At 36.0% G+C, this 13,137-nt stretch carries 8 protein-coding genes; 4 read left to right on the top strand and 4 right to left on the bottom strand.

The genetic code is table 11. The features are described 5' to 3' along the window. Window positions 1–13 precede the first annotated feature (13 nt). A complete protein-coding gene (locus ABD692_RS07245; protein WP_344766010.1) occupies window positions 14–1,522 on the top strand; it encodes a RagB/SusD family nutrient uptake outer membrane protein in 1,509 nt (502 codons plus the stop codon). A gap of 84 nt (window positions 1,523–1,606) precedes the next feature. Next, on the top strand, window positions 1,607–3,643 hold the full coding sequence (locus ABD692_RS07250) for a kojibiose hydrolase (protein WP_344766011.1): 2,037 nt from the start codon (window positions 1,607–1,609) through the stop codon (window positions 3,641–3,643). Window positions 3,644–3,782: 139 nt separating this feature from the next. Here the strand turns inward: ABD692_RS07250 and treF are convergent, their stop codons facing one another. Then, window positions 3,783–5,333 carry an alpha,alpha-trehalase TreF gene (treF, locus tag ABD692_RS07255; protein WP_344766012.1) on the bottom strand — a complete coding sequence of 517 codons (1,551 nt, stop codon included), beginning with the start codon at window positions 5,331–5,333 and terminating at the stop codon, window positions 3,783–3,785. A gap of 98 nt (window positions 5,334–5,431) precedes the next feature. Between treF and ABD692_RS07260 the strand changes: the two genes are divergently transcribed. Next, window positions 5,432–6,649, top strand: a complete 1,218-nt coding sequence (locus tag ABD692_RS07260; protein ID WP_344766013.1) for a DUF3095 domain-containing protein — start codon at window positions 5,432–5,434, stop codon at window positions 6,647–6,649. 52 nt (window positions 6,650–6,701) lie between these two features. Here the strand turns inward: ABD692_RS07260 and ABD692_RS07265 are convergent, their stop codons facing one another. The 3 genes from ABD692_RS07265 to ABD692_RS07275 form a co-directional block, all read right to left on the bottom strand. Then, complete coding sequence (locus ABD692_RS07265) at window positions 6,702–7,847, bottom strand: efflux RND transporter periplasmic adaptor subunit (RefSeq protein WP_344766014.1); 1,146 nt, start codon at window positions 7,845–7,847, stop codon at window positions 6,702–6,704. A 6-nt stretch (window positions 7,848–7,853) separates the two neighbouring features. Beyond that, window positions 7,854–12,218: a CusA/CzcA family heavy metal efflux RND transporter gene (locus ABD692_RS07270; RefSeq protein ID WP_344766015.1), complete on the bottom strand. Its 4,365-nt coding sequence runs from the start codon at window positions 12,216–12,218 to the stop codon at window positions 7,854–7,856. Window positions 12,219–12,297: 79 nt separating this feature from the next. Next, window positions 12,298–12,672: a hypothetical protein gene (locus tag ABD692_RS07275; protein WP_316760880.1), complete on the bottom strand. Its 375-nt coding sequence runs from the start codon at window positions 12,670–12,672 to the stop codon at window positions 12,298–12,300. Window positions 12,673–12,867: 195 nt separating this feature from the next. Between ABD692_RS07275 and ABD692_RS07280 the strand changes: the two genes are divergently transcribed. Beyond that, window positions 12,868–13,086, top strand: a complete 219-nt coding sequence (locus ABD692_RS07280) for a hypothetical protein (protein WP_344766016.1) — start codon at window positions 12,868–12,870, stop codon at window positions 13,084–13,086. Window positions 13,087–13,137: the final 51 nt, after the last annotated feature.

Consider the following 13,137-nt stretch of genomic DNA (forward strand, 5'->3'; position numbering starts at 1 on the left):
AATTCATAATAACATGAAAAATAAATATATTATAGGTTTAACAATGGTAGCCTTAAGTTTTGCAGGTTGTACCAAGTTAAATGAAGACCTGAATGGTCAGGTTGGAAGTGCTGGGGTATCTGGCGGTAATGTTTCGGGTTTATTAGGTGCATCTTACGCAGCGATGATCGGCCCTTACCAGGCTCCATGGAATTGGGCAGCTCTACAAGAGGTAACCTCTGATGAGATAATTGTTCCAACCCGTGCAGGCGACTGGGATGATAATGGAGCATGGCGCTCGTTACACTTACATAAATGGGCTCCAGATCATTCTAGAATTTCTGATGTTTTCAGAGATTTAAATAGTATTTCTTATGTATCAACAAGCGTTTTGGGCGCAAATCCGACTCCAAGCCAGGCCGCACAAGCTCGTTTTTTACGTGCCTTTGCGCAATTTTCAATTTTAGATGGCTGGGGACAAGTTCCGTACAGAGACGCAGGTGAAGACGTAACTAAACCATCGCGAGTTAGAAATGCAGCCGATGAAGTTGCTTACTTGGTTAATGAATTAACGGCAATCATTCCTGATTTACCAGCTGGCCCAGCAAACATTGCCAATAAAAATGCAGCAAAAACACTTTTAATGAAAGTTTATTTAAATAAAGGTGCCTTTATTAATAGAAATGCGCCTACTTTCGACGCGGCAGACATGGCTAAAGTTATCACATTAGCTGATGAAATTGCTACAGGTGGTTATGTTTTATCTGCTAACTACTTTGATAATTTCGCACCTACTAACGATGTATTGTCAAAAGAGAATATTTTTACTGCACAAAATATTGGTGGTACTTCTGGTAGCGATTTAGATGGCCAGTGGAAATGTACCACGCATTATAATCAAAACCCGAGTGGTTACAATGGCTTCTCTTCCTTATCTAACTTTTATGCTAAATTCGAAGCAGCAGATAAAAGAAGAGGTGGTTCGTATGCTGGTCAAACCAATGTCTCTGGTTTGAGAGTTGGATTTTTAGTTGGTCAGCAAGTTGATCAAAACGGTGCTGCCTTAAAAGATAGAAAAGGAAATCCTTTAGCTTTTACACCAGAAGTAAGCATTATCGAACGCGATCCTAATCACTTAGAGGTTGCTGGTATCCGTGTTATTAAATATCCAGTAGATTATGCAAATTCAGGCTCTAAAAAACCTGATAATGATTGGGTTTATTTCCGTTACGCTGATGTGCTGTTAATGAAGGCAGAAGCACAATTAAGAACATCATTAGCGCCACAAGCACTAACGATTGTTAATTCAATTAGAACAGTTAGAGGTGCATCTACACTGCCAAGCTTAACTTTAGACATTCTACTTGATGAGCGTGGTCGCGAACTTTATTGGGAAAGTTTCAGAAGACAGGATTTAATTCGTTTTGGAAAATTCCTTGCAGCTTGGCAAGAAAAACCAGCGAGCGAGGCAAAATACTTATTATTCCCTATCCCTGATAACCAACTTGGAAATCCAAACCTAATTCAAAATACAGGTTATTAATTTACACTAAATATTAATTAAACTAAGCCTGATTTTTTATCAGGCTTAGTTTTTTAGTAAAAAGTACAATACAAATTTATCACCATGAAGATTACGCCGATACTTTTATTAATAATATCCTTTGGTTTGGTTTCGAAAGCACAAGACCCCTGGAAAATCAAAGCCGATAAAATAGATCCGAACAATTACTATGGCGTAACCGTTGCAAACGGAATTATTGGAATAGTTTCTGCCCCGCAACCTTTTAAAGTTAAAAACGTTGTGCTTGCTGGTGCTTACGATACTTACGGAAGAGGGCGTGTAAGTAATTTCCTAAACGGTTTTAATTTACTTAATATGTATATTGAAATTGATGGAAAGCGGTTGGATGGGCAAAATACCCAAGCCATGCAGCAAGAATTGGATATGCAGCATGCCTCTTTTACCACACAGCTAAATTACGGAAGTAAAGCAACTATAAAATATACTTACTATGCATTAAGGCAATTACCATTTTCGGTATTAATGGATGTAACCATTACAGCCAAAGAGGATTTAAAATTAACGGCCGCAAGCGTAATGGAAACCCCCGACGCGCTTAGAGATGTCGAAAATTACTATAATGAAATCGATAGACCGCATGTCACCCTTAGTTTACTTACTTCGACAGCGAAAAGTCCTACTGGCAAATTACAGTTATGCGCTTCGAATAGTTTTTTATTTACCGAACAACATGGTAGCGAGCCGAAAATTATCCATGAAATGTGGGATAATAATAGCCATTTGATGAAATTTAATAAAACCTTAAAAGCTGGCGAAAGCTATACCTATTCAGTTGTTGGAAGTACGATTAGCTCTGCTCAACATGCAGATCCGCTTAACGAAGCAGAGCGCATGACGATTTTTGCCAAGCTTGAAGGACATGACAGATTAATTAAATTCCATAATTCGGCATGGGATGAACTATGGAAATCGGATATTCAAATAGAAGGCGATCCGCAGGCACAGCAAGATGTACACAGCATGTTATACCATTTAACAGCCTTTTCTAGAGCAGGCACCTCCTATTCTTTGTCGCCAATGGGTTTATCAGGTTTAGGCTATAATGGCCATGTTTTTTGGGATACGGATATTTGGATGTTTCCAGCTTTGCTTGTTTTACATCCTGATATTGCCAAATCTTTAATCGAGTATCGTTTCGAGAGATTGGAAGCTGCAAAGAAAAATGCTTTTTCTCATGGTTTCAAAGGGGCCATGTATCCATGGGAAAGTGCCGATACTGGTGTAGAAGAAACACCTGTTTGGGCGTTAAGCGGTCCTTTTGAACACCACATTTCTGCCGATGTTGCACTCGCAGCCTGGAATTATTATGCTGTAACTCAAGATAAAATCTGGTTAAAAGAAAAAGGCTGGCCTATTTTATCTCAAACTGCCGATTTCTGGGCAAGTAGAGTAGAAAGAAATGGACCGAATCAATATGATATAAAAAATGTTGTAGCAGCAGATGAATGGGCAGAAAATGTTGATAACAATGCTTTTACCAATGCTGCAGCTAAGCTGAACTTAAAGAATGCAAATTTAGCCGCAGCAATTTTAGGGATTCCTTTAAATAAAGACTGGGAATTAGTTGAGAAAAACATTCCAGTTTTGAAATTTCCTGATGGGATTACCAAGGAACACGCTAGTTACAACGGCGAGGGTATAAAACAAGCTGATGTTAATTTACTCGCCTATCCTTTAAAAACTATTGTAGATAAAAATCAGATTGAAAAAGACCTCGCATATTACGAAACCAGGATACCTGATGAAGGAACACCTGCAATGACTCATGCCATTTTTGCCTTGCTTTATGCAAGAACGGGAAACGGTAATAAAGCTTATTCTTATTTTAAAGAGGCATATCAACCGAATTTAAATCCACCATTCAGAGTTATTGCAGAAACTAAAGGGGGTACAAATCCTTATTTCGCAACTGGAGCAGGAGGTGTATTACAAAGTGTTTTAATGGGTTTTGGCGGATTAGATATTTCTCCAAAAGGAATTACACAGATACCAAGTGTTTTACCTCCAAACTGGAAATCAATAAAAATAACTGGTGTTGGAGTTGATGGAAAAACATTCATAAATACCAACAAAAAATAAAACAACTTTAAGAAATTTAGGAATCTGAATAGAAGTTTAAAATATTTTTAGTTCAGAAATTAATCAAAATATTCTCAATAAAAAGGCATCATTTTATTCTCCTAATGAAAATAAAATGATGCTTTTAAGCTTATAAACTCTATTTTAATAACTTTAGTAAGACACCGTTTGTCCAACCAAAACCATCTTGTAAAGGATATTCCCCTCCACCCCCGCCTTTACTATCGGCGTTAACAACATTATATTTCTCCATAAGCTTACCTGTTTGTTTAAATACCGCGATGTTTAAATTTACCCATCGGTTAGTTATGGTATCAGCAAGTTTATCGTATCCATAATTATGCAGCCCTTGAATGCTTACCCATTGCAATGGTGCCCAAGCATTTGGCGAATCCCATTGTTCTTTAGTCGTTTTTACAGTTGTTATTAAACCGCCTGACTTTAAAAAATCCTGCTCAACTTTCACCGAAACGAATTTGGCCTGAGTGGGTGTTGCTATTTTAAAGTACAAAGGAAATAAAGCGGCTAAAGTAACTTGCTTTGATGGCATTTGCATTTTCCAATTATAATCGGTGAAGAAATTCTGCTTATCGTTCCAGAAGTATTTTAAAATTGCCGTTTTACGTTTTTGCGCCTTGGCTAAAAACAAGCTTGCTTTCTTTAAATCACCCGCCTCTAAATTGGCTGTCTGTATAGTTTTCTCCAAGTTATACATCAATGTATTTAAATCAACAGGGAGTATATCAGTCGTAATAATCTGACTAAAATTTTCGCCATCTGCAAACCAGCGGCTACTAAAATCCCAACCCGATTCTGCAGCAGAACGAACATTTCTTAAAAACACGGAAGGTATTTGCTTTGTCTTCTTTGCTGCTTCAAAATCTTCCTTGTAAGATTCTTCTCTTGGCTGATCGCCAGCATCGTAATAGCGGTTTAACACAGTTCCATCCTTCATTTTAACAGAATGGTTAATTGCTTTACCATTAGCTAAAGTTTCAGCGCCTTTCATCCAAAAGTTATATTCTTTTTCCAGCGCTTCTTTGTAGTCGCTAATCTTAACGTCTGGGTTGTTTTCGGCCAACAACTGAACCATGGAAGCAAAGAATGGAGGTTGCGAACGTGTTAAATAATAGCTTCTGTTTCCATTCGGGATAAAACCATAAGTATTAATCAGATAGGCGAAATTATCGATCATATCTTTCATAATTTTTGTTTTACCTGCTTTTTTTAGGCCAAGCATTGTAAAATAAGAATCCCAATAATATATTTCTCTAAATCTCCCGCCAGGTACTATGTAAGGTTTTGGTAAAGGCAAAAGTGATGTCTTAATATCTGAAACCTGGTCAGGACTTCTTTCCAAAACTTTCCAAAGTGTATCCAAATGCTTTTCTATTCCTGCACTTATATCAGATTGATAAAGTGCATTATGGTTTTCTGGCAAACTAAAATACTCATTAACAAATTTTTTGAGATCGAATTCTTTCAAATCTTTTTGCTTTGCATAAGCCTCCATAATCACATTCGATGTTCTTTTAGGAATAGCGTCTGCAAAAGATTTACTATCGGGATAAATACCAGCCAACTGCACCTTTTCAAATAAACCTGGGTAAGTTTGAATTGGGCTAAGCTGCTTTTGGGCGATTGATTTAAGGGAGATGAACAGGAAACAAAAGATTAATATTTTTCTCATAAAAATTATAGCATTGATATTAAAGATAAAAAAAATATCTTTCAAAACACTTTGTTAATTCATTAGTTTTTAATGAGGTAAACATCTTGTAAAAGCGAATGTTTTATAGCTGGAGTTTACGTACATTAGATATCGACCAGATTAAAGTTATGACCGAGAATCAAGATCTTTTTTTTTCTAATTTACCCATCAATAAAATTGCGCTAAGCGAATTACTGATAAAGAAAGATGCTTTTTTTGATGTTCCCAATGATTGGCATATTATTATTACAGACATTAAAGGTTCTACAAATGCAGTTTTATCGGGCTTACACGAAACCGTTAATCTAATTGCTACTGGAAGTATTGTTACTGTTTTAAACCTAGCATTTAAAGCAAAAATTTTAGTCCCATTTTTCTTCGGTGGCGATGGCGCAACTTTTATAGTTCCAAATGTTATTGTAAATGAGGTGATGAAAGCACTGTTGCTTTACAGAACCAATATGCTTCAAAATTTCAATCTCGATTTAAGAGCTGGAATTATTCCCGTTTCAGAAGTGTATGCAAAAAACCGTAGCTTAAAAATCTGCAGATTTAGTAATTCGGGGAACTTTTCTATACCAATTGTTTTAGGCGATGGCTTGGAATATGCCGAAAAGATTATCAAGGGAGAAGATTATTTATTAAACGGACACGATGCCTCTGATGATGAACTGGATTTAAGCGGAATGCAATGCAGATGGGATAAGATAGAGCCACCAGAAAATAGCGAGGAAGTTGTAACGCTTCTTGTAATCGCTCAAAACTGCTCTAAACAAGCTGAGGTTTTTAGCGAAGTTATTAATCAAATTGATAAAATTTATGGAAATCAGGAGAAACGTCAACCCATTTCGATCCCTAAATTAATTTTCCGAACCAGTTTCAATAATCTTGGCAAAGAAATGAAACATCGTTTAGGAAAAATTAAGTTTTTAGAACTCATAAAAACCTGGATAATTAATCTTTACGGGCGTTTTTACTTTAAAACAGAAAGTGGCAAAAACTACCTAAAACAATTGGTAGAAATGGCTGATACTTTGGTTATAGATGGCCGAATTAACACCGTAATTACAGGTGTAAAACAACAAAGATTGGCCTTAGAAAAAGTATTGAATGAACTCGAAAAAACTGAGAAAATTATTTATGGATTGTATGTAAGTAATGAATCGGTTATGTCATGTTATGTGAGAGATTTAGAAGATGATCACATCCACTTTGTTGATGGTTCGGAGGGTGGCTATACTAAGGCAGCTGGTGTTTTAAAAGAGAAAATTAAACAACAACACATGCAATTATAAACAAGAAGAGGATGTTTTAAAACATCCTCTTCTTATAATGGAAATTTAGAATTTATTCTCCTTCTTCCCCACCATTTTTCATTTTCATTAAAACGGCATAGGCATTTTTAACAACAATATTTTCTGCCGTTATTTTAGTTTTTACTTCGGTAAAACCATTCATAGTAACACCAGGCTCTACAGTAATCATTTTGTAATGGTTACTGCCTTTATCAGCAAAAACATAAAATTTGTTTTCCCATTTCACAATTGCTTCTTCTGGTACAGCTTGAACATTTTCGTGGTTTAAAGCGATTGAGGCGTTTAAGAATGTGCCTGGCAATAGTTTACGATCTGCATTCTCCAGATCGCAATGTACACTTGTAGTTCTGTCATTTTCTATACTTGGTGTAATTAGGTGTATTTTAGCAAAATATTTTTTATCAGGATTTGCCGTTGTTGAGCATACAATTTGTTGACCGATTTTTAAGTTGGCAGCATCGCCTTCAAAAACAGTTAAGCTAACATGTAGTGCACCTGGACTAATCACTTCAAATAATATATCAGTCGGGTTAACATATTTCCCTGTATTTACATTAACTTTTGTAACATAGCCACTTATTGGGGCATAAATTTTAATGCTTTTCGAAATGTTGTTTTCCGTAAGCATTGCTGGATTAATGCCAATAAATCTTAATTTTTCAGCAAGCGATTTCACCTGAATTTTTTGATGATTAAATTCGCTCTCGGTTACCTGAAAAACCTTATCGCTTGTTGCTTTCGTTTGGTTTAAAGCTTTTTGCCTGTTGTAATCGGTTTCCGAAAATTTGAGTTTATTTTTCGCAGTAAGGTAATCTTGTTGCAGCTGAATATATTCCTGATCTTCTGCAGTTGCCAAAACCGCACCCTTTTTTACCTGCATACCAGGTATAAGCATCATTTTATTAATGTAACCACCCATCGGTATACTTACAGAAAAGATATTTTCTGGTGGAACATCTACAACGCCGTTTACATTTACCGCACTATGCATACCTTTCGATTCGGGCTTCCCAATTGCGATACCAGCATTTTTTACTTGCTCGGCACTTAATTGAACTTCATCAGCTTGCAGCTGTATAGTTTTATTTACTGTCGTATTTCCTTCTTTTTTATCTTGATTACTACACGCAGTTAAAATTGCTACGCAGATAAAACTTGTTATTAATTTTCTTTTCATTTTTAATTATTTATCAATTGCAGTAATTCGTTCAATTTCAAAAGCCGCTTCGTTAAACTGCTGAACCTTATCGTAATATTCGTTTCTTAGCTGAATAGATTGATTAATCAAAATAACCCAATCCAGGTAGCCAATTTCGCCAGCATTAAGTTTTAATGTTGATGCATTAACGATATCGCTTGCGTTAGGCAACATTTTTGTTCGATAAGATTGTATTACTTTTTGAAGCTGGTTATGGCTTTCTATAACATTCTGTAATTCTGTATGAAGCTGCTTTCTGGTTAATTCAAGTTCTTGCTTGCGCTGTTCTGCAACTATACCCGAAGCTTTAATCCTCGATTTTTGAGCACCAAAAAATAGCGGAATTCCGACGCCAATACTCACAGAAGAAAATCGATTACTCCGATCAAAATATTGTTCTACGCCCATGCTATTGGTTTGATAACCTATTATACTCGAATTATTATACCCTAGATTTAAAGATGGCAGCAGCTTGCTTCTTTCTAAAGCTTGTTGCTGTTTCGAAAGCTCAATTTGCTGTTCTTTTACACTTAAAAAGGGATTATCACTAATCTCTACTTTTTGACTAGCCGTTGAAACATAAACAATACTATCATTTAAGGGCGATAAATTCTTTTTACTATTCAGCAAAACGTTAAATCTGTTTAAGTTTAGAATATAATCTGTTTTTAATGCTTCGAGTTGATTTGCAATATGTTGCTTTTGATTTTCTGCAGTTCTATACTCCAATACATCAATGTCTCCCGATTTAAAACGCTGTGTAGATTTATCTAAAAAAGCTGAATAAACGCGATCTGCCCAGCTTAGTAATTTTTGCTTTTCATTTAGAATTAATAAGTGATAGTAGTTGGTTTTAACTTCCGAGCGGATATCCAACTGCAAACCTTTAACCTGTATTTCGCTAATACGAGCATTCGTTTTATGCAAGGCTGATTGTCTTGAATATACTGTAGGAAAATCAAGTGCCTGACTAACCGCTACATTATTATCATTTGCTAAACTATTGAATTTACCGTGTTGGTAATTAATTTCAGTTTTAGGTAAATCAAAAGCACTTTTCTTCAACTCCTGATAATACCTCGACTCTGTTTTTGCAATTTGAATAGAAATATTGTTCTTTATCGCAGTATCGAGTGCAGATTGAAGACTAATCTTTTCTTGTGCATTTGCATTATTTATCCCAAATAGAATTAAAAAAACCGCAATTGTAATTCCTTTTTTCTGACGGAAATAACTAAATCCTTTTTCGAATAAAATATATAACATAGGTAAAACAAAAAGAGTTAAAAGTGTAGATACAAGTAAACCACCAATAACCACGGTAGCTAATGGCTTTTGTACGGCACCACCAGCACCAGTACTTATTGCCATTGGGATAAACCCAAGTGAAGGAACAAGGGCTGTCATTAGCACCGCACGTAATTTAGATTTGGTAGCATGGATTACGATCCGTTTTACATCTGTCCAACCTTCGTTTTTCAAACGATTAAACTCTGACACCAGTAAAATTCCATTTAATACCGCAACGCCAAATAATGCAATAAAACCTACCCCTGCAGAAATACTGAAGGGCAAATCTCTGATCCACAAGGCTAAAATCCCCCCGATCGCCGATAAAGGAATTGCCGTGTAAATTAGCAAACCTTGTTTAACTGAACTGAAAGCGAAATAAAGCAACAGGAAGATTAGCAAAAGCGCTATTGGTACAACAATAGCCAAACGTGATTTAGCCGCCACCATGTTTTCAAAAGAACCTCCATAAGAAATGGTATAACCTTTAGATAGATTGAGCTGCTGACCAGCTTTTTCTTGAAGTTCTTCTACAATAGATTGAACATCTCTATCCTTGACATTAAAACCAACAATAATTCTTCGCTTGGTATCTTCTCTTTGAATTTGATTTACACCTTCTACCTCATCGATAGATGCCACCATACTCAAGGGAATTTGATTACCAGATCTTGTTAAAATCATAAGTTTCTCTACATCTGTAATATTCTTTCTAGAATCATCGTTAAGCCTTACGACCATATCAAAGCGCTTTTCGCCTTCGTAAACCTGCCCTGCAATTTGACCTGCAAAAGCCGTATTTACCACTCTGTTGATGTCGTTTACGTTAAGACCATACTTGGCCATGCCATCGCGGTTATATTTAATTACTACCTGCGGCATTCCGGTAACCTGTTCCTCGTATACATTTATAGCCCCTGGAACTGTACCAATAATAGCACCTAACTTCTTTGCATAACCAGCAAGAGAATCTAAATCTTCGCCGAAAATTTTGCAAACTACGTCCTGTCTCGCTCCCGTCATTAACTCGTTAAAACGCATTTGTACAGGGAATTGAAACCCAACGGTAATACCTGGAATTACTTCTAATTCTTTAGTCATTTTAGCACTTAATTCAGGGAATGATTTTGCAGAAACCCACTCTTTCTTCGGTTTTAAAATAACCATCATATCGCCTGCTTCAAATGGCATTGGGTCGGTAGGCACTTCGGCACTACCAATTTTGGTTACAATTTTTTGTACCTCAGGAAACTTAGCCAATAGAATTTTAGAGGCTTTTTGTGTGGTTTCTATGGTGTTGTTCAGGTTACTTCCAGTTAACAATCGAGTTTCTACAGCAAAGTCTCCCTCCTCTAGCTGAGGAATAAATTCGCCACCCATTTTTCCTAAAATAAAAACAGAAATGGCAAATAGAAATATGGTAATCGCTAAAATAGTTTTTGGAAAACCTAGAACTTTACTTAATGCAGGTTGATATTTTCTTTCGAACCAAGTCATCAGCTTATCTGTAAGGTTCTTTTTATGACTGATGGTTTTATTTAAGCACAAAGCCGACATCATCGGTACGTAAGTGATCGACAAGATAAAAGCACCCAAAATTGCAAAAGCAATCGTGAAAGCCATTGGCTTAAACATTTTTCCTTCAATACCTTCTAATGATAAAATTGGCAAGTAAACAATTAGAATGATAATTTGACTAAATACTGCAGATTTTATCATGGAGCCAGTTGATTTTCCAACCTCCGTATCCATTTGATTTTGATCAATTCGACTTAATCCCCTAAAATGTTTACTATGCGAGAAACGATGTAAAATCGCTTCGACCACAATAACAGAGCCATCTACAATTAACCCAAAATCTATCGCCCCAAGCGACATTAGATTTCCACCAACACCAAATTTATTCATTAAAATGATGGCAAAAAGCATAGATAATGGAATTACAGAAGATACAATTAAACCTGCCCGTAAGTTGCCCAGAAAAAATACGAGCACAAAAATTACGATCAATGCACCTTCCAATAAATTGGTTTCAATAGTAGAAATAGCGTTGTCCACCATTTTGGTTCTATCTAAAAAAGGTTCTATAACAACACCTTCTGGTACCATTTTTTGAATTTCGGCAATCTTATCTTTCACTCTTTTTACAACAACCGAAGAATTTTCGCCTTTAAGCATCATAACTACAGCTCCTGCAACTTCACCCTGATCGTTATAAGTCATTGCACCATATCGAATTGCAGAACCATATTGAACTTTGGCAACCTGCCCCATTAAAACTGGCATACCACTGTCTAATGTTTTAACTACAATTTTTTCAATATCCTCTAAACTTGTTGTTAGTCCTTCACTTCTGATGTACAATACCGTTGGCCCTTTTTCGATGTAAGCGCCGCCAGTATTCTCATTATTTTTTTCGAGTGCATCGAAAATTTCTGAAATGGTGAGTCCGTAAGCCTTAAGTTGCTCTTGCTTAACAGCTACTTCATATTGTTTAAGTTTTCCACCAAAACTCGAAACTTCTGCAACACCAGGTGTACCTAAAAGCTGGCGACGAACAATCCAATCTTGAATGGTTCTGAGTTCGCGTTCATCATACTTACCTTCAAAACCTTTCTTTGGTCTAACAACATATTGATAAATTTCTCCTAAACCTGTAGAAACTGGTGCCATTTCGGGCGAACCAATGCCCTGTGGAATTTGCTGCTGAACTTGTTGCAGCTTTTCGCTTATTTGCTGCCTTGCCCAGTAAACATCCGTTTCTTCATTAAAAACAATGGTTACAAGTGAAAGCCCGAAGCGGGAAAAACTTCTGATTTGCTTTAGTCCAGATATGCTACTACAAGCCTGTTCTATCGGAAAAGTTATTAACCGTTCGATATCTGGCGCACCTAAAGAAGGTGAAACCGTTATAACCTGAACCTGGTTATCCGTAATATCCGGAAGGGCATCTATTGGTAATTTGGTAACTTCATATGCGCCCCAACCAATAAGGGAAAACACAAACAAAGCTATAATCAGCTTATTCCGAATGGAAAAGCCAATAATTTTATTCAACATAATATAAATATTAACGAGTATAATCTTGCTTCTTCAGCCAATAAATTGCCTGAAATTAATTGAGAAAAATAGAAGAAGATTAAGAAATTGGCGGTCGGAAAAGACTACCAAATGAAGGATTTGAATGTGCAAATTGGTAACAGAAAACCTTACTATCGTTCATTTTTAAACTCGTTGCTTTAATCATAACGAATTTATCTGCTGGTATTGCTAAAGAAATAATGTGATGACCATCTATTTTCTTGAATGGTAACTTCATATCCTCCTCCTCGTCGTTATCATTAATATCTTGCCCTAAATAATGCATTTCAAGAAAACTCCAAAAGCCTACCTCGGCATTGAGTTCATGATGAACGATATAATGAGAAATTAATTGGGGTGTTTTCAACACTTCGCGTAAGGATGCGTTGAAAATAAAAACAGGGAACAGAAGAAAGAGTAATACTTTGCTCACGTCGCAAATATAGAAAAGACACCATTCATTTCAAACCAGCTGGGCTATCATATCTGTTACGCTATTTTATTCTATTTATAAATGGTTGATAATTTTTGTTCTGAAAAAATGAATTTTTCAAAAATCCATAAGATACACTGCTCCGTATGTATTCCCAAAAGATGTAAAAATCTTTTAATAAACCAACACAAATTAATGAATACTCAAGAAGCGAATCTTAAATGCTTTTTAAATAAAGTAAAACAACTCCGTGGTTTCGGAGATATGGATTCTTATCGCATTGTTAGCGAGTTAAAGAACCTGAAAGCAGATTTATCAGAAGAACAACTGCATTCCGTAATCCAAAACTTTTCTACGCCTGAAAGTTACGACGAAGGTAAAAACTGGATCATTGATAATTTAGAAAATAGCTAAAACATATTCATAATGTATCCTTAACCTGAAAACCAAGTTTAAAAGGCTAAA

Source organism: Pedobacter ginsengiterrae (assembly GCF_039537385.1).
Taxonomy (GTDB): domain Bacteria; phylum Bacteroidota; class Bacteroidia; order Sphingobacteriales; family Sphingobacteriaceae; genus Pedobacter; species Pedobacter ginsengiterrae.

What these genes read in the sequence shown, in the direction of transcription:
- ABD692_RS07270 (WP_344766015.1), bottom strand. Translation starts at nt 12,218, where the DNA reads ATGTTGAATAAAATTATTGGCTTTTCCATTCGGAATAAGCTGATTATA.
- treF (WP_344766012.1), bottom strand. Translation starts at nt 5,333, where the DNA reads ATGAGAAAAATATTAATCTTTTGTTTCCTGTTCATCTCCCTTAAATCA.
- ABD692_RS07245 (WP_344766010.1), top strand. Translation starts at nt 14, where the DNA reads ATGAAAAATAAATATATTATAGGTTTAACAATGGTAGCCTTAAGTTTT.
- ABD692_RS07260 (WP_344766013.1), top strand. Translation starts at nt 5,432, where the DNA reads ATGTTTTATAGCTGGAGTTTACGTACATTAGATATCGACCAGATTAAA.
- ABD692_RS07265 (WP_344766014.1), bottom strand. Translation starts at nt 7,847, where the DNA reads ATGAAAAGAAAATTAATAACAAGTTTTATCTGCGTAGCAATTTTAACT.
- ABD692_RS07280 (WP_344766016.1), top strand. Translation starts at nt 12,868, where the DNA reads ATGAATACTCAAGAAGCGAATCTTAAATGCTTTTTAAATAAAGTAAAA.
- ABD692_RS07250 (WP_344766011.1), top strand. Translation starts at nt 1,607, where the DNA reads ATGAAGATTACGCCGATACTTTTATTAATAATATCCTTTGGTTTGGTT.